The sequence below is a fragment of the Caballeronia sordidicola genome, from assembly GCF_001544455.2.
In the GTDB taxonomy this organism is placed as follows: Bacteria; Pseudomonadota; Gammaproteobacteria; order Burkholderiales; family Burkholderiaceae; genus Caballeronia; species Caballeronia sordidicola.
The window spans coordinates 58,573-80,096 of record NZ_FCOC02000025.1; the positions used below are offsets into that span (position 1 = coordinate 58,573).

Genomic DNA, 21,524 nt, shown 5'->3' on the forward strand with positions numbered 1-21,524 from the left:
GTCAGTGCCCGGGCGTAAGCCCTTCAAGATCCGCAGAATGGGCCGCTTCTTCCTCGACCACCGGCGCCACGCTCAACCCCGCCTGCATCCTGCGCAACGCCGTCTCCACCGCCGCCTGCGCATCCTTCGCCAGCACCCTTCGATCAGCCCCCGCGGCGATCGCGTCGCAGACGTAAAGATGCGCGGTCAGCGGCTTGTCGCGCAGCATGGCGTCGAGCGTAAAACCCAGCGTCAGGTCATCGATATAAGCCGGCGCCTCCGACTGCCTGCCATTCCCATCTTCGTACATGAGGCAAATCGGCTGTACGGGACATCCCGCCGACACTGCCGCCTGGAACAGATTGGAATGAAACGGCAGCAACTCCGTGCCCGCCGATGTAGTCCCTTCCGGGAACACGCACATCAATTCGCCGCGCTTCAGGCGCTCGGAAAGCTCATGCATGATGCGTTTTGCATCGCTGCGTTTTTCGCGCTGAAGAAAGATCGTGTCGAGTTGCTGTGCAAGCCACCCGACCACCGGCCATTGCCGCACTTCCGCTTTCGATACAAACGGCGTCGGCCGCCATGCATTGACCACGTAGATATCGATCCACGACACATGATTGCCGACGACCAGCGCGCCGCTGTCGAGCCGCGCCTGATCGTTGTGAACCACGAGTTTCATGCCGCATCGACGCAACATTTCAATGGACCATGCGCGGTTCAGTTCCATGCGCGTTTGCGGCGTCGCCTTGGGAAAGCGCGTCGCCACGGTGAACATACCGTGCAGCAGATGCGCAACAATATGGAGCTTGCGAAAGGCGAACATGATCAGGATCCCCAGCCGCTATCGCGTTTCATAAAGCGTTTCATGCGGCGCGTCATACGCAATATGTCCCGCGACAATCGTCGCCTTCACGCGCGCCGGCAGTTCATAACCAAGGAACGGCGAGTTGTGTCCTTGGCTTTTCAGCGTGGCCGGTTCGACCAGCCATTCGGCGGCGGGATCGAAGAGGCAAAGGTCGGCCGTGTCGCCCACTGCAACGCGTCCCGCGTCCAGCTTGAGCACGCTGGCCGGCGCATTCGTGATGCGCGTCAGCGCTTTGGACAATGGCACATTGGCCTCGCGCGCCCACTTCACCGTCAGCGACAGCAGCAGTTCCAGACCCGTCGCGCCCGGCGTAGCTTCGGCGAAAGGCAGCAGCTTGTCGTCGTCATCGAGCGGTGTGTGATCGGAACAGATCGCGTCGATGGTGCCATCGGCCAGTCCCGCGCGAATCGCGTCGCGATCGCGCTGCGAGCGCAGCGGCGGATCGAGGCGAAACTGCGAGTTGAAATAACCGATGTCCATATCCGTCAGATGAACGTGGTTGATGGTGACATCGCAGGTTATGGCGAGGCCTTCGGCCTTTGCCTGACGCACGAGCGCCACGCCCGCCGCAGAAGACAAATGCGACAAATGCACGCGCGCGCCCGACACGCGGACCAGCTCGAAAATGGTGTGCAGCGCAATGGTTTCCGCCGAAACCGGCACGCCCGACAAGCCGAGCCGCGACGCCACCGCGCCACTTGCCGCCACCCCGCCGCGCGCCATGTAGCCGTCCTGCGGCCGCAGCCACACGGCATAACCGTAAGTGGTCGCATACTGCAGCGCGCGCAGCAGCGTGCGGGTATCGACAATAGGCGTGTCGGCCTGCGAAAAGCCGATGCATCCCGATTCCGTCAACTCGACCATTTCGGTGATTGCTTCACCCTTGAGCCCTACGGTCAGCGCGCCCAGCGGATACACATGCGCCTGATGCAGCTTCTGCGCGCGAAAACGCAGCATTTCCACGAGACCGGGTTCATCGAGAACGGGATCGGTGTCGGGCGGACACACGAGGCTCGTCACCCCGCCCGCCGCGGCCGCCGCCATTTCTGATTCGAGCGTCGCCTTGTGCTCGAATCCGGGCTCGCGAAGCCGCGCGCTCAGGTCGACAAAACCCGGCGCAATGGCGAGTCCTTTTGCATCGAAGGTGCGCGTTGCGTGAAAGTCAGCGGGCGCATTGCCAATACCCACGATCTTCCCCGCCGAAATAAACACATCGGCAAGGGTTTCCGTGCCCGCGGCCGGGTCAATGAGCGTTCCGCCCTGGATATGTATGTTCATGGATTAATCGCTGTTGCCCGCAACAATGCCCATTACCGCCATGCGCACGGCGATCCCGAAGGTGACCTGATTGAGAATCACCGACTGCGGACCATCGGCGACCTGCGAATCGATTTCGACGCCGCGATTCATCGGTCCCGGATGCATCACGATGGCATCGGGCGCAGCCAGCGCGAGACGCTCGGGCGTCAATCCCCACGACTTGAAATACTCTTGCGCCGAAGGCAGCAACGCGCCGCTCATGCGCTCGTTCTGCAACCGCAACATGATGATCACGTCGACACCCTTCAGGCCTTCGTCTAGGTTGTGATAGACGTGCACGCCCATCTCGTTGAGGTTGCCCGGCAGCAAGGTACGCGGCCCGATAGCCCGAACTTCCGGCACGCCAAGCGTGGTCAGCGCATGAATGTCCGAACGCGCAACCCGCGAATGCAGGATGTCGCCGACTATTGCCACACGCAGATTCCGGAAATCCTTCTTGTAGTGGCGAATGGTGTACATGTCGAGCAGACCTTGCGTCGGGTGCGCATGGCGCCCGTCGCCGGCGTTGATCACGTGCACGTGCGGCGCGCAATGCTCGGCGATCAGATACGGCGCGCCGCTCGACGCATGACGCACGACGAACATGTCGGCGTGCATGGCCGAAAGGTTGTTGATGGTGTCGAGCAGCGACTCGCCCTTGCTCGTGGACGATGCATTGATATTCAGGTTCAGCACATCAGCTGAAAGGCGCTTCGCGGCGATCTCGAACGTGGTCCGGGTGCGCGTGGAATTTTCGAAGAACAGGTTGAAGACCGACTTGCCGCGCAGCAGCGGCACTTTCTTGATCTCGCGATCGGTCACGCTGACGAACTGTTCGGCGGTATCGAGAATATGCGTGACGATGGCGCGCGGCAGTCCTTCAATGGTGAGCAGATGCTTGAGTTCGCCGTTTTTCGTAAGCTGCGGATTGCCCTTGAGAAAGCCGGGACGCGTTGCCGCCGGCTTTCTGTCCGGCGCCCGGCTTTCGGCAGAACCCTGAGTGGCCGTGTTCATGTGGATCCTGGTCGTGCTTGATTCGTGACAAGAAGAGATGCTTATCGCGCGTGCCTGCGCGCGCTTATGGACGTGCTTTATTCCGTGCGTGCTTCAATGCTGAACGAAAGCGAACCGTCGTCGCGCTGCGTGAGCACGAGATTGGCGTTCGCCGGTACATCGACCATGCCGCCGGTGAAGCGTGCAGCCATGGGCAATTCGCGGCCGCCGCGATCGGCGAGCACGGCAAGTTCGACCCGTGCCGGGCGGCCGTAGTCATAAAGCTCGTTGACGGCGGCGCGCACGGTGCGTCCGGTGGACAGCACGTCGTCGATCAGCAGGATTTTCGCGTTATCGATTTCGAACGGCAGGGAAGTCGGGCTGGCCTGGCTATGCAAGCCTTTCTTCGCGTAGTCATCGCGATGCAGCGACACGTTGATCACGCCGATTCCGGCTACGTTAAGATCTTTCGCCAGCCGCTCGGCGAGCCAGACGCCGCCGCTGTAGATGCCGGCAAGCACGGGAGCGCCGGCTTGCGAAAGCGATTCACCATAAGCCGCGCGAACCTGCCCGAGCAACTCGCGGTACAACGCCTCGGCGTCAATGGAACTCATGATCGATCGTCGGAAAGTTGGTCGAAATACTGTTGGAGAATGACGCGGGCGGCTTCGGCGTCGATGTCGTCATAACGGCCCTTCGCGTTCGTTTTCACGCCGTTGCGCTTCAATTCGGCCTTCGCTTCCACCGACGAATACCGCTCGTCCACCCAGCTCACCGGCACACTGAATCGGCCGTTCAACTGGTTACCAAAACGCGTGGCCAGTTGGGTCATTTCGTGCGGCGTGCCGTCCGGGTGCATGGGCAGGCCGACGACCACGGTGCGCGGATTCCACTCGGCGATCAACTGGCCAATCGCTTCGAACCGATACTCCCGGCTGCGGTTTTCGAGCACGGTGAGCGCCCGCGCATGCTGCGTCAACGTATTGCCAACCGCCACGCCAATGCGCTTTTCGCCGTAGTCGAAGGCAAGCAACGTAGCTTCAATACGTGTGTCACCCCCGCCGTCACCCGTCATGCGTGGCCCGCTTCGCCCGACAGCATGGACAGCGACACCCCCAGCAACGACAACGCCGCCTGCAACTTGTCCTCGGCAGGCACGTCGAAGACGATGCGCGGATCGGCTTCCACCGTCAGCCAGCCGTTCTTGGAAATTTCCTCTTCCAGTTGCCCCGCGCCCCAGCCGGCATGGCCGAGCGTGAGCAGGAAGCGCTCGGGACCCTTGCCGCTCGCAACCGCTTCGAGCACGTCTTTCGACGTGGTCATGGCAAGGCCGCCGGGCACGCTCATGGACGATGTGTAGACATCGCCATCGGCGGGATCGTGCAGCACGAAACCGCGCTCCGTCTGCACCGGTCCGCCGAAATAGACGGGCAAATGCACGAGCGGCTCGATCTCGAGCTTCAGGTCGATTCGATTGAAAAGCGATTGGAGGTCGATGTCGGTCGGCCGGTTGATCACCAGGCCGAGCGCACCACGCTCGCTGTGATCGCAAAGGTAGACTACAGTCCCCGAGAACGTGGGATCGGCCATGCTGGGCATGGCGATCAGGAACTGATTGGTCAAGTTGATGCGATCGGGTGTCTTGGACATGATTCGGATTTTAACAAAGGCGATACTTGATGGCCGACTTTGAACTGGGACTTGTCTGGTTTCGGCGAGACCTGCGCGTAGCAGACCATGCTGCACTCTATCACGCAGTAACACGCTGTCGCCGGGTGCTGTGCGCCTTCGTTTTCGACCGCGAAATTCTGTCGCCTTTATCGAAAAACGATCGCCGCGTGCCGTTTATTCATGCCAGCCTGATCGAACTCGACAAGTCGCTGCGCGAAGCCGGCGGCGGCCTGATCGTGCGTCATGGCGTGCCATTGCATGAAATTCTCGAGCTCGCGCGCGAATGCGGCGTGAACGCCGTATTCGCCAATCGCGATTATGAGCCGTCCGCAAAAGCGCGCGACGAGGCGATCGGGAAAAAACTGGCAAGCGCGGACGTTGCGTTTTTCACGTTCAAGGACCAGACCATTTTTCATCAGGACGATGTGCTGACGGGCGCCGGCAAGCCCTACACGGTTTTCACGCCGTACAAGCGCAACTGGCTGGCATCGCTTACGCCGGATGCGCTGAAACCGTACGCGTCGGAAGAGAATTTGTCCGCGTTGGCCAAGCCGCCGGCCGGCGTGAAGCACGGGATTCCATCGCTGGAAGCGCTGGGGTTCAGCAAGGAGCACGCGCCAGCGTTGCCCGCAGGCACGAGCGGCGCCTATCAGCTATTCGATGATTTCCACGACCGTATGGCCGATTACGACCGGACGCGAGATTTTCCATCGGTGAAAGGTCCGAGCTACCTCAGCGTGCATTTGCGGCACGGAACGATCTCGGTTCGCGCGCTTGCCCGGACCGCGCATGACGCGCAGCGCCACGGCAACCGGGGCGCCGAGACATGGCTGTCCGAACTCATCTGGCGCGATTTTTACTTTTCCGTGCTGCACCATTTTCCGCAGGTCGGCGTGCCCGGCGATCACCAGGCGTTCAAGGCGGTGTATGACCGTATCGAATGGGAAAGCGGCGACGCCGCCGACAGCAATTTCGCCGCATGGTGCGAAGGCCGCACGGGCTATCCGTTAGTCGATGCCGCCATGCGCCAGATCAATTCGTCGGGCTATATGCACAACCGGCTGCGCATGGTGGTCGCGAGTTTTCTCACGAAGGATCTCGGGCTGGACTGGCGTCGCGGGGAACAGTATTTCGAAGCGCTGCTGAACGACTTCGAGTTGTCATCGAATAATGGCGGGTGGCAGTGGGCGTCTTCCAGCGGCTGCGACGCCCAGCCGTATTTCCGCATTTTCAATCCGATCACGCAGTCGGAGAAATTCGATGCCAACGGCAAGTTCATACGCCATTACGTGCCGGAACTCGCCGCCCTCTCCGACAAAGACATCCACGCACCGTGGAAAGCGAAGCCGGACGCGCTGAAGGCGGCGAAAATCTCGTTGGGCGCGGAGTACCCCATGCCCGTAGTCGATCACGATACCGCCCGCAAGACCACGCTGGCGCGGTATGCGGTGGTAAAAAGCGCTTCTTTCGGACCCGACGCCGCCGACGACGAATGAAAAGTCAGCGCACCGCCAGGCCGCGCTCGATCATCACCGTCAGCGCCGCCACCGATGCGCCGCCCTCCGACGGCGCAATCCCGGCCGCCGCCTGATGCAGCATGGCTCCGAGCGCTTGAGCGGCGCGCTCGGGCACGGCGGCATCCAGCGGCTGCCCGCCGGTCATCATTTGCGCCTCGTATGCAATTCGCCGCCAAGCAAGGCCCAGTGTGTCGGCAAGCAGCGCGACGTGGCCCAGGCCCAGCGCGCATGCCGCCGAGCCCAGCCGGTATGCGGCGTCGGCTGCCTTGATGGCCGCCTGCACATCGATACGCCCCGCTTCCCGGGCTGCCGCCCCATGCTCGATCAATGCGCCGATGGCCGGCTCGGCGCTCGCCAGGAAATCCTCGTAGGCCGCCGCGTTCACGCGCAGCACGCCCAGGTCGCGAGTGGATGCATCGCGCGCCTGCTCCGCAGTTTTTTCCCACGCGTCCTCGGACGCCTGCGTACCCGCGACATGCCAGTGGACAGTCAGGCCGTAGTCGCGCAGCACGTCGACCTGGGCGGAATCCTCCGCCGACGCGCCATATAACGCGTAATCGCGCCACAGCAACGCGAGCGCCGCGCGCACGAGGGATTTGGGCGCGTGCGTCAGGCCATGCGCCTGGTCGGCGAGTATCAGGTTGAAGCGCGCGTATAGGCGGCGAGCGTCGGCGGCGTTGTCGGCGTCTGGCTGCAAGCGCAGCGCCTGCACCACCGCGCCGGCAAGACGCCAGAAGTCGTAGGGATCGGGGCCGGCGAGATCGGCGAGACACGCGTCGAGGATGGACGTGGTTTCGGCGCGCCCGGTCTCCTCGTCCACCCTGGAGCGCAGCAGCACCAGCAGCGCGCGTTCGTAATGCGCGCGCACGCGCGCAAGGCGCTCTTCGGACACGGCCCGCAGCGTGGCAGGCGCAATAGCGCGGCCAGCGAGCGCAAGGTCATCGAAGGAAACCGGTGCCGCGCGGGTATGCGTCGCCATCAGCGCGTGCAGCCCGCGATAGTGATCGAAAAGCAGCGTGGAGCACGCCAGTTCACGCAAGTTGCGGCGCTCGACCGCGAATCCGAAGTCGCGTAACGCCTCGGCAAACTGGTTGCGCGTTTTCTCCGATAACCCCGCGAGCGGCGACACCAGCACCAGCGTTTCGGCGAAACGCTGCGCGGGCAGCCAGCCCGCCGCCTGCAACGCGCCAATGGCGCGGCGCAAGACACCGAGCGTGTCGCCGTCGCGCATGAACGCGTGCTGCGCGTCGGTCAGCGCCATTTCTGCAATCCGCACCGCGCCGCCGCGCGGATTGGGCAATGCGTGGAACGTGTTGGTCAAGCCGGACAGAGTAGTCATGGAACGCTCACGAGCCGACAGACGGCGCAGGCCGTTTCGTCGGATGGATCAGGGTCGAACCCGGGCACATCCCGCTTACAACATGCTGCTCACATCTTGCGATACACACCCGGACCTACGTTTGCCGAATCGTTTTCCCTGGCCGAACACTTCTGCGGATTGGCGCTTTTTAGCGTGTCTGGCCGGATACTCCAAGCCAGAACCCGCGCCTGTGGTCGCGCTGCTTGCCGCCTCGTGGCGCCACGTTGTACCGCACGTCCTTTCCGCGCTGACTCAGCGCGTTTGAAACTAGAGCTTCTACTACTGTAAACAACGCGCGCCGCATGACGGCATCCCATCCATGCGGCGCGGTTTTTCCGGTTTTCCTGCAACCCGCCCGAGCCTGTGCTCAGATCTGAACCATCTCGAAGTCTTCCTTGCGGGCGCCGCATTCGGGACATGTCCAATTGATTGGAACGTCCTCCCAGCGAGTGCCGGGCGCGATGCCTTCCTCTGGCAAACCGGCTTCTTCGTCATAAATCCAGCCACAAATCAGGCACATCCAGCTTCTGTATTCCATGCTTATGTCGCGTCGGGGAGTCGGTTAAATGAGTGCATGATGGTACCGGTTTGCCGCCGCGATGCCTAGCAATGCAGCAGCGTTAGACGATCGGCCGGGTGTTCACCATGATCGGGATCAACGGCATGCGCCCGCACTGTCGCGACTGGCGCGCCCGTCATCGCAGCAAGTATTGCACCCTGTGCGCCGTTTCTGTTCGCTCAACTTCCGGGCCGATTGCGCCTGATCGCCGGAAAAAGTGCCTGGATGGTGTGGCGAGGCGACTTTAGGCCGCATAATCGTGCCGTTTGCACCAACCCATTTTTCCGGCTGCGCAGACCCGCTTTAGCCGAAAGACCAGAAAAAGTCACTCGATGCCCAGCGATACCCCTCCTATTGTTCTTACCTTCGGCCTGTCCGACCCGACCGGCGGCTCCGGCCTGCAGGCGGACCTCCTGACGCTCGCGAGCATGGGCTGCCACGGCCTGACCGTCCTCACGGGCTTTACCGTGCGCGATTCCGCGACCTGCGACGAAGTCACCGGTCTCGATCCCGAAACCGTGGGCACCCAGGCCCGCATGTTGCTGGAAGATATGCCCGTGGCGGCGTTCAAGATCGGCGCGGCGACGCGCGCGGAGGTCGTGAGCGCCATAGCGGAAGTCGTTGCGGACTACGATGACGTGCCGCTGATCCTCGCCCCTGATTTCACGCTCGACGACGAACACGTGCTGGCTGCGGACGAATTGCGGGAGTCGATGGCCGATTTGCTGGTGCCGCAAACCACCATGCTGGTCGCCGATCTGGCTACCCTCCTGCAACTCGCGCAGCCCGACGGTGACGCCGAAGCGCCCACGCTCGACGCCGCGATTTCGCATCTGCTGTCACAAGGCTGCGAGTACATCCTGGCAACGGAAACGGGCACGCACCGGCACGTCAACACGCTGTACGGCGAGGAAGGCCAGATCCGGCAGGACACATGGGATCGCACCGAACATCGCATGATGGGGATTACCGACACGCTCGGCTCGGCGATTGCCGCGCTGCTGGCAAACGGGCAGGAACCGGCGGAAGCCGCGCGCGAAGCGCAAGAATACGTTTTTCAGGCGACGCGAGCCGCCTTCAGGCCCGGCATGGGCGCTTATTTGCCGGATCGATTCTTTTGGGCCCGTTCGAACGATGACGAAGAGACGCCGCCCGTGGTGGTCGACGCGCCGCCCGTCGCACCCGGCGAAGCACGCCACTGACACTGAACTGGAGCGAAACTAAAATATGCCGCTGCGCAAAGCTTCGCTCCCGTCACTCAAGAAACACCCCGGTGCAGTCCGCATAGGTTGCGCCGGATGGGGATTGTCGGATGCCGTCGGCGAACATTTCCCCGGCGACGGCACGCATCTCGCCCGCTACTCGCAGGTGCTGACGTGCGTTGAAATCAACTCGAGTTTTTATCGGCCGCATCGTCCCGAAACCTATGCGCGATGGCGCGACAGCGTGCCGGACACGTTTCGCTTTTCGGTGAAGATTCCGAAAGCCATTACGCACGATGCACGTCTCGTTTCCTGCGAACCGCTGCTCGACGCATTCCTCGAATCCGCAACCCAACTGGGCGATGCACTCGGTTGCTGGCTCGTGCAATTGCCGCCCAGTCTCGCGTTCAACGCTGACGAAGCCGAAGCGTTTTTTACATCGATGCGCGAGCGCACCCGGATTCCCATTGCGCTGGAAGCACGTCACGAAAGCTGGTTCGCGAAAGACGCCGCCACGCTGCTGAAGTCGAAAACCATCGCTTACGTAGATGCCGATCCGCAGCCCGACGATTGCGCGATCAGGCATCGGGCGGATACGTCTCTTGGGTACTTCCGGCTGCATGGCTCGCCGGAGGTGTATCGGTCATCCTATGAATATCCTTATCTCGATGCCCTCGCGCTCACGCTGCACGACCGGGCGAAGAAAGCGCGCGAGGTATGGTGCATCTTCGACAACACCGCCGCCGGCGCCGCGCAGTTCAACGCGTTACGCGTTAAAAGCCGCCGTGCAGTGAATGCCCGTCCCAAACGACCTGTTGCCGCAAAGGAGAAAATCGATGCGTGAGTACATGAAGTGGCTGAGCGCTGCTTTGTTTCTGGCTGGCGGTTTGACATCGGCAATGGCGCAGACAGCGCCCGCGCCGGGCGCAACGAATACGGCCGCGCCGGTCGGCGACGGAACTTTCCTGCTCACCATCTTCCTCAAGCACGATGAATCCAAAACGCTGCCGCAGATCAACCAGCAGTTGAAGGAACAGGGCTACTTCAAGGCGTTTCCGCCACCGGGCGTTCAGGTTGTTTCGTGGTACGTGATGATGGGGATCGGCCAGGTTGTGACATTGCGCGTTCCCGCCGACAAATTGCGCGAAGTGAACCGCGCTATCGAAAACACCGCGTGGGGCGGCTACAGAACGGAGTTCTATCCAACCTACGACTACAAGGCGGCCGCCGAACAGATGCGCGAGCAGAACAGCAAATAGCGCGCGCCTCGCAGGTCAAATGAAATGAAAAAACCCGCATCGGTTGCCCGATGCGGGTTTTTCTTCAGGCAAACGCAAGCTCCCGAAGAAGCCCGCGTTCTCACGCAATTCCGGCAGACGCCGAAATTACATGTCCATGCCCATGCCGCCCATGCCGCCCGGCATTCCGCCGCCGCCCATCGGCGCATCTTCCTTCGGCAGTTCCGACACGGCGCAGTCGGTCGTCAGCAGCAGACCTGCCACCGATGCCGCGTTTTGCAGTGCCGTACGCGTCACCTTGGTCGGGTCCACAACACCGGCTTCCACCAGGTCGACGTACTCGCCCGTTGCTGCGTTGTAGCCAAAGTTGCCCGTACCGGCTGCAACCGCTGCCACCACGACGCTGGCTTCTTCGCCGCCGTTCGTGACGATCTGGCGAAGCGGCTCTTCCATTGCGCGCAGCACGATCTTGATGCCGGCGTCCTGATCGGCGTTCGTGCCCTTCAGGTCTTTCAGTGCCAGACGAGCGCGGATCAGCGCAACACCGCCGCCAGCCACGATGCCTTCTTCCACAGCCGCGCGCGTTGCGTGCAGTGCGTCTTCAACACGTGCCTTCTTTTCCTTCATTTCGACTTCGGTAGCAGCGCCAACCTTGATCACTGCAACGCCGCCAGCCAGCTTGGCTACGCGTTCCTGCAGCTTTTCACGGTCGTAATCCGACGTTGCTTCTTCGATCTGCGTGCGAACCTGCTTCACGCGCGCTTCGATGTTCACCGCTTCGCCAGCGCCGTCGATGATCGTGGTGTTTTCTTTCGCCACTTCGATGCGCTTGGCCGAACCCAGCTCAGCCAGCGTCGCCTTTTCCAGCGTCAGGCCGGTTTCTTCAGCGATGACTTGACCACCGGTCAGGATCGCGATGTCTTCCAGCATGGCCTTGCGACGGTCGCCAAAGCCCGGAGCCTTGACAGCAACGGTCTTCAGGATGCCGCGAATGTTGTTCACAACCAGCGTGGCCAGTGCTTCGCCTTCTACATCTTCAGCGATGATCAGCAGCGGACGGCCAGCCTTCGCAACTTGTTCCAGGATCGGGAGCAGGTCACGGATGTTCGAAACCTTCTTGTCGTGCAGCAGCACGAACGGGTTTTCGAGCACGGCAACTTGCTTTTCCGGCGTGTTGATGAAGTACGGCGACAGGTAGCCACGGTCGAATTGCATGCCTTCAACCACGTCCAGCTCGTCTTCCAGCGACTTGCCGTCTTCAACCGTGATCACGCCTTCCTTGCCGACCTTGTCCATTGCTTCTGCAATGCGGTCACCAATCGACGAATCGCTGTTGGCCGAAATCGCGCCAACTTGAGCGATTTCCTTGTTCGTCGTGCAAGGCTTGCTGATCTTGCGCAGTTCTTCAATAGCAGCGGTCACTGCCTTGTCGATGCCGCGCTTCAGGTCCATCGGGTTCATGCCCGATGCAACGTACTTCATGCCTTCGCGGACGATCGACTGGGCCAGAACCGTAGCCGTGGTCGTGCCGTCGCCGGCGTTGTCGCTGGTGCGGGAAGCAACTTCCTTCACCATTTGCGCGCCCATGTTCTGGAGCTTGTCTTTCAGTTCGATTTCTTTAGCGACCGAAACACCGTCCTTCGTGACCGTCGGGCCGCCGAAGCTGCGTTCCAGAACCACGTTGCGGCCCTTCGGGCCCAGCGTGACCTTGACCGCGTTGGCCAGGATGTTCACGCCTTCAACCATCTTTGCACGGGCGATATCGCCAAATACGACTTCTTTAGCTGCCATATTCAAACTCCTTGATTCGTTTCAGTTTTCGGGCTTTTCCAGGCTGGGCGAGACTCGCATGAGCGACTCGATCGCACCGGCCCGGGAGCCGCAGGCTTGAAGGTGATTACTTGACCAGAACGGCCATGATGTCTTCTTCGCGCATCACGAGCAGTTCATTGCCGTCGACCTTGACGGTCTGACCAGCGTACTTACCGAACAGCACGCGGTCGCCCACTTTGACGTCGAGGGCGTTTTGCGTACCCTTGTCATCGCGCTTGCCCGGGCCGACGGCCAGGATTTCGCCTTGATCCGGCTTTTCGGCTGCAGCGTCGGGGATGATAAGGCCCGAGGCAGTCTTGGTTTCCTGATCCAGACGCTTGACGATGACGCGATCGTGCAAAGGACGAAGGTTCATACACACTCCTCTCTTAACTGAGACTATAAAAACGCGGGAAACCCGTACGGCGGCTCATTGAACCGCATATGAAACCACCGGCCGGAAAACTGTTAGCACTCTCGTGCGACGAGTGCCAAGTATATGGCACAGCGATCGGTAATTTCAAGAAGGGTGTGGGAGAAAGACGATAAATAGATGTCCGAGGGCGCGAGGCTGCGGTTGTACTAGGGTGCGGGCGTCGCCCAGTCCTCGATCCGCAGGCCGGGCACGCGGATGAATTCCCGGACATTGTTCGTCACCAAGACAGTACCGGCGGCCAACGCATGGCCGGCAATCGCGGAATCGTTGTCGCCAATCGGCGTGCCTCTACTTGCCAGTTCGACTCTCACGCGCGTTGTTTCATCGACGGCCGAGCCATCCCAAGGCAATATTCCGTCCAGCCGTGCAACGAATGCGGAAACCAGGCCGGCGTGTTTTGGCGAAGCCTTTTTCCCGATCGAGCCAAAACGCATTTCTGCGTACGTAATTGCAGAAATAAAGATTCTGTTCTGGGCATTAACGCAGTTTTGCAACTTGGCCAGGACTTCCGCTGGGCGCTCTCGCATGATGAACGAGCAAATATTTGTGTCGAGCATGTACAACTGTGTCACCGGGCAGGCTCTCCTGATTCATCATCCATGCCGGAGAGATCAAAGCGTCCGGTCTGGATAACGTTAGATCGCTCCATCAGGAAGTCGCTGTCCGCGATAGGTTCGGCAGCGAACGAAGTCCAGTTTGGCCGAACCGGGCGCAACAAAATGGTGTCCCCTTCACGTTGGATCTCAAGTTCGGTTACTCCTTCGAATTGCATATCTTTTGGAATTCGGACGGCCTGATTTGCATTGTTTTTGAAAATAGATACGGTTCGCATTGAAAACCCCTCCGTGTTGAAAACGCGCTGCGAGAAATCAAAGGTAAGGCGTATGTCGACATATGTCAAGTTAATGCCTTGTAAATTAATGCCTTTTACGTCCGCCCTCGCCCCGCACTACAATCTACGCCGCCGATGTCCTTTGTTTCGTCCCGCCGACTGTCATGTACAACCCGTTTTCCCGCCTCGTCCTCGCCCTGCCCGCGCTGTTTCTCGTTGCATGCGGCGGCAAGGCCGCGCCCACGCCGAGTTATCAGGCGGAAATGTTCTCCACCGGCGTGAGTCCCTTCGCGCACAACTACGACGCGACCAGCCAGGAAACCTGCGAAGCGTCGCGCCGGGCGTTGCTGAGCCAGGGTTACATGACGACCATGGCGCAACCCGATACCGTCGATGCCACCAAGAACTTCCAGCCAACGCCGGAAACGCACGTCGTAGTGTCGTTTCACGTGGTCTGCACGCCCGGTGAGAATGCGAGCAATACGAGCATCGCGTATGTGAATGCCGTGCAGGACGGCTATACGCTGAAGAAAAGCGATACATCGGCGAGCGTTGGATTGAGCGTGCTCGGGTCGCTGTCGCTGCCGATCCGCTCGAACAGCGATTCCATGGTCAAGATCTCAAGCGAAACCGTGCCCGCAGGGAAGTTCTATGACCGGTTTTTTGGTCTTGTCGGCCATTATCTGCGCACCGTGCCGCGCAGTTCCCCCATTCCCGGCGACGATGTCACCAGCCGTCCGCTCGCGCCATCGCTGATATTGAATTCGCCTGAACTCACGCCGACGCCTATCGTCGTGCAGACGCCGGTTGTGAATGCGCCGGCAACGGCAGCAACGGCAGCAACGGCCGCGGTACAGCCAGCGCCCGCGCCCGCGTCATCGCCAACGCCTTGAAGCGCGTCCTAGTTCGGCACATTCACCGCGCCGCCCCCGAACGTGATCTCGTTTCCACCGGGCGCGGCGGAAATCGCCGGCAGATTCGCCACCGACAAAGCCGGCGCCGCCCCCGCCGCGCCGCCTCGCGGCACAGTACGCACGACCTGCGAAGGCGGCAGCGGCGCGCCGCTCTTCAAATGCGCCCACATCAGGTTCAACGCCTGCAGGTTGTAATAGTGCAGCGGGATGAAGCGATTATCGAAACCCGCGACGCTTAAGAAAGCATCGAAATGCTGGCCGTTCGTCACCTCGTAGAACGACAGGTTGCTCGCGTTGCCCTCGGCGAGCTTGTTCATGGCGGCGTACGGGCGCGACGCATGGTTGATCGGCACGAGCGTGTCCGAGCGGCCCTGCACGATGATCGCCGGCTTCCCGCGCAGGTTCGCATTCACCCGGATTGCATCGACGCTCGCCGTCATCCGCGAGTCGCCGTTCGTCCATAAGCCGCGCACACAGAACGCGCCGGCAAAACTGGCATCGGCGGTGGCGAGCCGGTGATCCGCCGCGCCCGAATTCCCCGCGTTATAGACGAGATTGATGCCATTGGTCGGTGGCACGCCGTTGCCGTTGCCAAAGACCGTTGGCATGGGCGAAACGAGCGGCGTCACGCCCGCCGCGCCGGTAAGCGCATTGGTCGTGCCGAAACTGAAGTTGCACAGGTTGTCGGTCACGCTCGACTGCGTGTAGGCATTGGCGTAAGTCACGGCAACCGCGGGCACGGCCTGCGAATCCCACATGGCCGCCTGCAGAAGGTCCGAGTCCGTCAGGTAGCCGGCCTGATGCAACTGGGCCAATGCACTGTTCGCCTGGCTCGTCACATCGCCGCCGGAAATCACGCCGTTGACTGCCAGGGACGCGCATCGGGCTGTGCGTATGGCGGTCGTCGTGGTCAGCGGCAACGCGGTGAGATAAGGCGCGCCGGCGGCCGCCGGCGCGAGCGCCGCGCAAGGCTGCAGCAGGTTGGCGAGCGACATGTAGTCGGCGAGCGGCCGTCCGAACGACGCCACCGGCACGCCGCCCTGGCGCACCGATACCTGCGAAGGAACCTTCAGGTTGATCTGCGGCTCGCCGACCACGACAGCCGTGATCCAGCCTTGCGTGTCCTGCTCGGCTGCGGCAAGCGACGCGCCGCCGCCATTGCTCACCGACGCCGCTATGGTCGTCACATCGCCGCGGTTATATCGCGTCTTTCGGGTAGTGCCGTCGAGTGAGCCGTAGGTATCGTTGAGCGCCCAGTATGCGAACTGGATCGCCTGAAGCGTATTCGTGCCCCAGTCTTTCTCCGGATTCTGCTGCGAGTGCGCGTGCTTGAAAGCGTATCGATTGGGAAATTGCGCATTGAACGCGGCGATGCTCGTCGCGCCCGGATTCGCCGTGAACTCGCTGGTCTTGCCCGCGGCCGCCGCGCCGGACAAGGTGCCGTCTATCAGGGTGATGAGGTCCGTCGCCAGTTCGTGCGCGCCGTTGCCGCTGCCTTTGTCGGTGTAGGCGACCGCGCAGCCGCGCTTCAAGCCCCATTCACCCGCCGCCGATATCGCCCCGTACACGCCGCGAGAACCCGACGATGTAGCCGTCACAATGCACGGCTGATCCGGATTGAAACTCGCCGGGATCTGCACGAGCAGGCTCACGTTTTTTTTGCCGCTGCCATCGTCGGCGAAGGCGAGATATTCCTTGCCGGCGATCTTGCCTTCGCCAAGAGTATCGTTGCCGTTCAGGTCCACGTTGGGTCCCCAGAAACGGCCGTAGCCGCCGTTCGCGGACATATCCACGAGCGCGCGATAGTTCGAATAGATCGCGAGCCGCCTAAGCTCCTCCGCAGTCGGTGACAAGGCGTTGGCAACGGCAGGCACACTCGCCGATGCCAGCCCGGTCTTGCCAAGGCCCGCTGTCAGGAGGTCGTCGGTGTTGCCGTCGTAGGTTTGCGTGCGGACGCTACCCGAAATAAAGCTCGGCAATGAATTGGTTTGCGAACCATTGTTGTTGTCGTCGTTGCCGTGGCAAGCCACGAGTCCAACCGCCACGGCAGCAAGCGCCGTTATCCGTGCCGCAGCCACGACGGGCGTCGTGGCCTCCAAGAATAGCTTCATGGCATCTCCCTGAATTCTTATTGTCCGGGCGCGCTTGTTCTCCACGCACTGGCGTCACTCAAACACAAACCGGCGCGGCGCTGCTACCCGGCAATACCCGGCCACCCTTCAAAATCAGGACGGCAAATAAAAACGGGCTCCAGCGCATGAAGCGCCGGAGCCCGTTTTGAACCACTTAACCCCTTCAACCGCCGCGTTGCCAACAGCAATGCGGCGGCATTCGGAAGGCGGCAGGTTCAGACCTGCATCACGAACCGTTTTGCGGTGCGAGCGACAGCTTGTTCGACACCGACTTCACGCCGGCGACGCCCTTCGCGACTTCTTCGGCCTGCGGAATCTGCGCGCCGTCCGGCACCGAACCCGTCAGGGTCACAGCGCCGCCGCGTGCGCGCACGAAGATGTTCGACACGTCGATGCCCTGCGCCTTGCCCAACGCACGACGCACATCCAGACCGAGCTTGCGGTCGGTCTTCTTGGTGGTCTTGGCCGTAGCCTTGGCGGTTGCCGCGTCCGTGGTGGCCGCGGCATCGCTTGATTGAGCATAAGCGCTCGACGCCACCGCGACGCACAGCACGACGCCCAGCGCCTTCAACATATCGACTGCTTTCATGGTTTCTCCTTTTGTTTCGCTTTGGACTTCGCAAAGTTGTACTTCTTTGTGCTTCTTTTGGACCGCATCAACCCAGCGGCTTGCTACGACATCTTGCGGCCCGCCCAATGAATCCCGACCTTTGAAAGTCGAAACACACAGGTAAAGCCGGCGATGCTGGCGACACGGTGTTGCGAGAGACTGGCGAAAAAAAAACGAATGTCCGGCCGTTCTTGTACGGATATCACTCCGTTGACTCAGGACACGAGCTGCTGCACATCGCGCGACGCTGCCGGTTCTGCACGGAGTGTTTGCTCCGAAATGCCGGTTGGGCGGCGCGGACGCTGGTTCTGCGGCGGCGAACGTCAATTTAATCCAGCCTTGCAAGAAGCGCAAAGCATTTAACACGATGACACGCATCCGTGGGTTTATCGTGACGCTCGCGACAAAATTCATACTGGATAAACATGGCTTAGGGCGTGCCCCTGATTCGGCCGGATTTCCGATCATGTACCATCGGCGACAATTCGGGCCGGCTGAAACAGGCATTGGGTCGTAACCGCAGTGCGCCCATTCTCCTTGCATTCTCCCGGCGATATTCACGCGAATACCGAATAACCCCTGTGTTTAGTGAATAAGGGTTTTCCCTTTTCCTTATCCGCTTTTTTATTTCCGTATTTAAAAGACTCGCGGCTTTAATGGTTTGGCGTGGCGCTTCAAGCCCCGCTTCAACGCACTCGACAATGATCCAATCTCCCGGCCAGAAACCTTCCGCTCCGGACGCTCCGCCAAAATCGCGCGCCCGGCGCATCAAGCCTTCCATGGCGCGTTTCGTCGCCATCTCCTGGCGCGATCTCGCGGTGTCATTCGGTCCGATCCTGCTGGTCAGCGCGGCGGCCATCTATCTTGCCGTGCGCCTGATCCAGCCCGCGCCGCCCAGCACGCTGACCATGTCGGCGGGAACCAAGGGCAGTTCCTTCTGGAACAACGCCCAGCAATACAAGAAGATTCTCGCGCGCAACGGCATCACGCTGAACGTGCTGGAATCGCAAGGATCGCTCGATAACCTGCAGAAACTCGAAGATCCGAATTCGAACGTGGACGTGGGTTTCGTGCAAGGCGGCATGTCGGCTGCCGCCGCCGGCGTGCCGGGCGGAGCGTCATCGGGCGCGGCCGACAAACGCGAGAACCTCGTCTCGCTCGGCAGCGTGTCGTACGTGCCGCTGGCGGTGTTCTATCGCGGGGCGCCGCTCACGCGGCTCTCCGAACTCAAGGGCAAGCGCCTTGCCATCAGCACCGAAGGCAGCGGCACCCGGGCGCTCGCGCTGGCGGTCTTGAAAGCGAACGGCATCGAACCGGGCGGCGACACCGAATTGCTGCCGCTCGCGGGCGACGCCGCCGCTGACGCGCTGACGAACGGCACTATCGACGCCGCGTTTCTCACGGGCGATTCGGCGCAGCCGCCGACCATGGGCAAGCTGTACAGGACGCCCGGCATCCATTTCTTCGACTTCACCCAGGCCGACGCCTACGCGCGCCGCTTTCCCTACCTGAAGGTGCTCGAATTGCCGATGGGCGCCTTCGATCTGGCCAAAAACCTGCCCGCGCATCGCATCCGACTGATCGCGCCCACCGCCGAACTGATTGCCCGGGACGGCCTGCACCCGGCGCTTTCCGACCTCCTGATCGAAGCTGCGAAGGAAGTCCACGGCCGCGCGAACCTGATGCAGTCGGCCAACGAATTCCCCGCGCCGCTCGCGCACGAGTTCCGCATCAGCGACGACGCCGAGCGTTACTACAAATCCGGCAAGGGCTTCCTGTATAGAACCTTGCCGTTCTGGATCGCGAGCCTGGCGGACCGGGTGATCGTGCTGCTGGTGCCGATTATCGTGGTGCTGATCCCGGGCTTCCGGCTCGTGCCGGGACTTTACCGGTGGCGCGTGAGATCGCGCATCTACAAGATCTATGGCGCGCTGATCGCCATCGAGCGCGAAGCGATGACCGACCCGGACACCGTCCAGCGCGACGCCTTGATCGAGCGTCTGGACGACATTGAAGGAAAGGTGAATCAGATGAAAATGCCGCTCGCCTATGCCGACCAGTTCTATGTGCTGCGGGAACATATCGGCTTCGTACGGCAGCGTTTGACCCTCGTTCAAAGCGCCGCGCGCGACACACAGGCAGACAGCGTTCAGCACACCACGTAATATCGAAAGCTGAAACGACGGCAACCTGAATTTCAGGTGCCGCGTGAAGGGCACCACATGCCAGGGAGATTCAGATGAGCGCCTCGCCTTCCACCGATCCGCGCCAGCCGTACTTTTTTTTCGATTTCAATTCTCCCTTTTCGTATCTGTTGCTGGAACAGCATGAAAAGTGGCCGAACATGCCGTTCGAGGTGCTGCCGATCGATTACCTGTTGCTGCTCAAGCACTGGGGCCAGCCGATGCCCGGCTCCATCCCGCCCAAGCGCGTCTTCATGTACCGGTACGCGCTGTTTCGGGCCGAACAGTTGGGCATTCCGTTCAAGATGCCGCCGTCGCATCCGTTCAATTCCAGCAAGGCGCTGCGGCTGGCAGTGGCGTCGGGCGGGGAAATTGGCTGTATCCGCGAGATTTTCCGGTTTATCTGGAAACAAGGCCGCGATCCATCCACGGAAGAAGGTTTCGACGATCTCTGCCGCCATGTCGGTCTGCCCGACGGCGCAAAAATGATCGAACTCGAGGATGTCAAGGCGACGCTGCAGGCAAACGTTGAGCGGGCGATCGAACTCGGCGTGTTCGGCGTGCCGACCTTCGTGGTGAACCAGCAATTGTTCTGGGGCGAAGACACCTTGCCGATGGCGCTCTACGTGGCCCGGTCGCCAAACTGGCTCGACGGCGCCGAAGTACAGCGCATCAGCAACCTGCCGAGGACCGCGCCGCAAATCTAACGCGGCTCAGGCAACTGCTCCTATCCCGCGCATAGCGGCCACGCTATGGCGCGCGGGACGGGCCGGGCTTACCGTAGCGGCTCCGGCGTGCATCGCCATGTTTCACGTATGGGCCCGCCCGAGCTCCTCGCCAATGAACGATCCCGACGATTCAGCATCGACCGATTCCCTCGATATCTGGCTGATCCGCGTCCTGCAGACGCTCCTGACCGAGCGCAGCGTCACGCAAGCCGCGCTGCGACTAAACCAGACCCAGCCGGCCATCAGCACGGCGCTGCGGCGTCTGCGCGACCTTCTTGGCGACCCAATTCTGGTACGCGGCAAGCAGGGAATGGTGCCGACCGAGTATGGCGCGTCCCTGCTGCCCGCCACGCAGCGCGCGCTGCGCGACGTTGAGTTCGTCGCGACGCCCCATGGCGTCTTCGATCCCGCCACCTCGCGACGCACGTTCCGTGTGGCCGCGCCGGATTATCTGAACGACTTTTTCATGCCGACGATGATCCGCGCATTCCGCACGGCGGCGCCGAATGCGCGGCTGGAAATCGAATCGCTCAGTCCCACGCTCGATCACGAACGCGCGCTGGACGACGGCGATCTCGATCTGGTTGTCGGCAACTGGGAAAACCCGGAACCGCGTTTTGCCCGCCGCGCGCTTTTCACCGATCGCTTCGTGTGCCTCATGCGGCGTGGGCATCCGCTCGCGCGGGAACCGCTGACAGCCGCGCGTTACGCGCTTGCCGCGCACCTCGCGCCGACCGCTTATAGCGGGGCGAAACGGCATCCCATCGATATTGGCCTGGCGAGCGCCGGCATCAAGCGGCGCGTGGTGGTCACGCTGCCCTACTTTGGTCTCGTGCCGCAAACGCTGCTGCAATCCGACCTGATCTTCACCGCGACACGCCGCTTCGCCTTGCACTATGCAGCGCTGTTGCCGCTCGTGGTGATGGAGTCGCCGATCGAATTTCCGCCTATCGAAAGCTATTTGATGTCCCTGCCCGATGTCAGCCGCCCAACCGATCTGACCTGGCTGCAAGCCTTGATGACCGATGTTTCCCAGGAGCTTACCGGCCAACCTGCGCCGGATTAAGCGGTAGGAATTTCGTTTTCGGTATCGATTCCGCGCCGCAGCAAACTTTTAATGGGACCGCGAAAATCCGCCAATCCCTTGCTGGTTAAGGATCTCCGCGCATTAAGAGACTGCAGAAATAT

The 21,524-nt window shown here is 61.5% G+C and carries 22 protein-coding genes; 8 read left to right on the forward strand and 14 right to left on the reverse strand.

Features of this window, described 5'->3' with window-relative positions:
- Position 1: 1 nt before the first annotated feature.
- From AWB64_RS26825 to AWB64_RS26850, 6 genes are all read right to left on the reverse strand, one after another.
- Positions 2 to 811, reverse strand: coding sequence for a lysophospholipid acyltransferase family protein (locus AWB64_RS26825; RefSeq protein ID WP_099050604.1), 810 nt, complete (start codon positions 809 to 811; stop codon positions 2 to 4).
- A gap of 15 nt (positions 812 to 826) precedes the next feature.
- Positions 827 to 2,128 carry a dihydroorotase gene (locus AWB64_RS26830; protein WP_060858446.1) on the reverse strand — a complete coding sequence of 434 codons (1,302 nt, stop codon included), beginning with the start codon at positions 2,126 to 2,128 and terminating at the stop codon, positions 827 to 829.
- 3 nt (positions 2,129 to 2,131) lie between these two features.
- Positions 2,132 to 3,163, reverse strand: coding sequence for an aspartate carbamoyltransferase catalytic subunit (locus AWB64_RS26835; RefSeq protein ID WP_060858447.1), 1,032 nt, complete (start codon positions 3,161 to 3,163; stop codon positions 2,132 to 2,134).
- Between the two features lie 77 nt (positions 3,164 to 3,240).
- Positions 3,241 to 3,756, reverse strand: a complete 516-nt coding sequence (gene pyrR, locus AWB64_RS26840; protein ID WP_060858448.1) for a bifunctional pyr operon transcriptional regulator/uracil phosphoribosyltransferase PyrR — start codon at positions 3,754 to 3,756, stop codon at positions 3,241 to 3,243.
- Positions 3,753 to 4,217, reverse strand: coding sequence for a Holliday junction resolvase RuvX (gene ruvX, locus AWB64_RS26845; protein ID WP_060858449.1), 465 nt, complete (start codon positions 4,215 to 4,217; stop codon positions 3,753 to 3,755). The genes pyrR and ruvX overlap by 4 nt, the downstream gene beginning before the upstream one ends.
- A complete protein-coding gene (locus tag AWB64_RS26850) occupies positions 4,214 to 4,792 on the reverse strand; it encodes a YqgE/AlgH family protein (protein ID WP_060858450.1) in 579 nt (192 codons plus the stop codon). Before AWB64_RS26850 ends, ruvX begins: the two co-directional genes overlap by 4 nt.
- Positions 4,793 to 4,821: 29 nt before the next feature.
- Here AWB64_RS26850 and AWB64_RS26855 point away from each other — a divergent pair, with 29 nt between their 5' ends.
- A complete protein-coding gene (locus AWB64_RS26855) occupies positions 4,822 to 6,309 on the forward strand; it encodes a cryptochrome/photolyase family protein (RefSeq protein ID WP_060858451.1) in 1,488 nt (495 codons plus the stop codon).
- Positions 6,310 to 6,313: 4 nt separating this feature from the next.
- Here AWB64_RS26855 and AWB64_RS26860 read toward each other — a convergent pair whose 3' ends face one another.
- Positions 6,314 to 7,669, reverse strand: coding sequence for a hypothetical protein (locus AWB64_RS26860; RefSeq protein ID WP_060858452.1), 1,356 nt, complete (start codon positions 7,667 to 7,669; stop codon positions 6,314 to 6,316).
- Positions 7,670 to 8,057: 388 nt separating this feature from the next.
- A complete protein-coding gene (locus AWB64_RS26865) occupies positions 8,058 to 8,228 on the reverse strand; it encodes a rubredoxin (RefSeq protein ID WP_025527884.1) in 171 nt (56 codons plus the stop codon).
- A 353-nt stretch (positions 8,229 to 8,581) separates the two neighbouring features.
- Here AWB64_RS26865 and AWB64_RS26870 point away from each other — a divergent pair, with 353 nt between their 5' ends.
- From AWB64_RS26870 to AWB64_RS26880, 3 genes are all read left to right on the forward strand, one after another.
- Positions 8,582 to 9,451, forward strand: a complete 870-nt coding sequence (locus AWB64_RS26870; RefSeq protein ID WP_060858453.1) for a hydroxymethylpyrimidine/phosphomethylpyrimidine kinase — start codon at positions 8,582 to 8,584, stop codon at positions 9,449 to 9,451.
- 103 nt (positions 9,452 to 9,554) lie between these two features.
- Entirely contained in the window at positions 9,555 to 10,295 is a 741-nt protein-coding gene (locus tag AWB64_RS26875) for a DUF72 domain-containing protein (protein ID WP_244164217.1), read from the forward strand.
- 55 nt (positions 10,296 to 10,350) lie between these two features.
- Positions 10,351 to 10,710, forward strand: a complete 360-nt coding sequence (locus AWB64_RS26880) for a hypothetical protein (RefSeq protein ID WP_082850642.1) — start codon at positions 10,351 to 10,353, stop codon at positions 10,708 to 10,710.
- A 126-nt stretch (positions 10,711 to 10,836) separates the two neighbouring features.
- Here the strand turns inward: AWB64_RS26880 and groL are convergent, their stop codons facing one another.
- The 4 genes from groL to vapB form a co-directional block, all read right to left on the reverse strand.
- Positions 10,837 to 12,480 (reverse strand): chaperonin GroEL, encoded by a 1,644-nt coding sequence (gene groL, locus AWB64_RS26885; protein ID WP_060858456.1) that lies wholly within the window; start codon positions 12,478 to 12,480, stop codon positions 10,837 to 10,839.
- Positions 12,481 to 12,586: 106 nt separating this feature from the next.
- Complete coding sequence (locus AWB64_RS26890) at positions 12,587 to 12,877, reverse strand: co-chaperone GroES (RefSeq protein WP_031362728.1); 291 nt, start codon at positions 12,875 to 12,877, stop codon at positions 12,587 to 12,589.
- A gap of 206 nt (positions 12,878 to 13,083) precedes the next feature.
- Positions 13,084 to 13,509, reverse strand: coding sequence for a type II toxin-antitoxin system VapC family toxin (locus tag AWB64_RS26895; RefSeq protein WP_060858457.1), 426 nt, complete (start codon positions 13,507 to 13,509; stop codon positions 13,084 to 13,086).
- Positions 13,506 to 13,769, reverse strand: a complete 264-nt coding sequence (gene vapB, locus AWB64_RS26900; protein ID WP_060858472.1) for a type II toxin-antitoxin system VapB family antitoxin — start codon at positions 13,767 to 13,769, stop codon at positions 13,506 to 13,508. The genes AWB64_RS26895 and vapB overlap by 4 nt, the downstream gene beginning before the upstream one ends.
- 164 nt (positions 13,770 to 13,933) lie before the next feature.
- Between vapB and AWB64_RS26905 the strand changes: the two genes are divergently transcribed.
- Positions 13,934 to 14,662 carry a DUF2242 domain-containing protein gene (locus AWB64_RS26905; RefSeq protein WP_060858458.1) on the forward strand — a complete coding sequence of 243 codons (729 nt, stop codon included), beginning with the start codon at positions 13,934 to 13,936 and terminating at the stop codon, positions 14,660 to 14,662.
- Between the two features lie 8 nt (positions 14,663 to 14,670).
- Here the strand turns inward: AWB64_RS26905 and AWB64_RS26910 are convergent, their stop codons facing one another.
- Positions 14,671 to 16,794, reverse strand: a complete 2,124-nt coding sequence (locus tag AWB64_RS26910) for a D-(-)-3-hydroxybutyrate oligomer hydrolase (RefSeq protein WP_060858459.1) — start codon at positions 16,792 to 16,794, stop codon at positions 14,671 to 14,673.
- Positions 16,795 to 17,041: 247 nt separating this feature from the next.
- A complete protein-coding gene (locus tag AWB64_RS26915) occupies positions 17,042 to 17,404 on the reverse strand; it encodes a BON domain-containing protein (RefSeq protein ID WP_060858460.1) in 363 nt (120 codons plus the stop codon).
- A gap of 722 nt (positions 17,405 to 18,126) precedes the next feature.
- Between AWB64_RS26915 and AWB64_RS26920 the strand changes: the two genes are divergently transcribed.
- The 3 genes from AWB64_RS26920 to AWB64_RS26930 all read left to right on the forward strand — a co-directional run bounded on the left by AWB64_RS26920 (position 18,127) and on the right by AWB64_RS26930 (position 21,402).
- On the forward strand, positions 18,127 to 19,590 hold the full coding sequence (locus tag AWB64_RS26920) for a TAXI family TRAP transporter solute-binding subunit (protein ID WP_060858461.1): 1,464 nt from the start codon (positions 18,127 to 18,129) through the stop codon (positions 19,588 to 19,590).
- A gap of 74 nt (positions 19,591 to 19,664) precedes the next feature.
- Positions 19,665 to 20,315, forward strand: a complete 651-nt coding sequence (locus tag AWB64_RS26925; protein ID WP_060858462.1) for a 2-hydroxychromene-2-carboxylate isomerase — start codon at positions 19,665 to 19,667, stop codon at positions 20,313 to 20,315.
- Between the two features lie 133 nt (positions 20,316 to 20,448).
- A complete protein-coding gene (locus tag AWB64_RS26930; protein ID WP_060858463.1) occupies positions 20,449 to 21,402 on the forward strand; it encodes a LysR family transcriptional regulator in 954 nt (317 codons plus the stop codon).
- Positions 21,403 to 21,524: the final 122 nt, after the last annotated feature.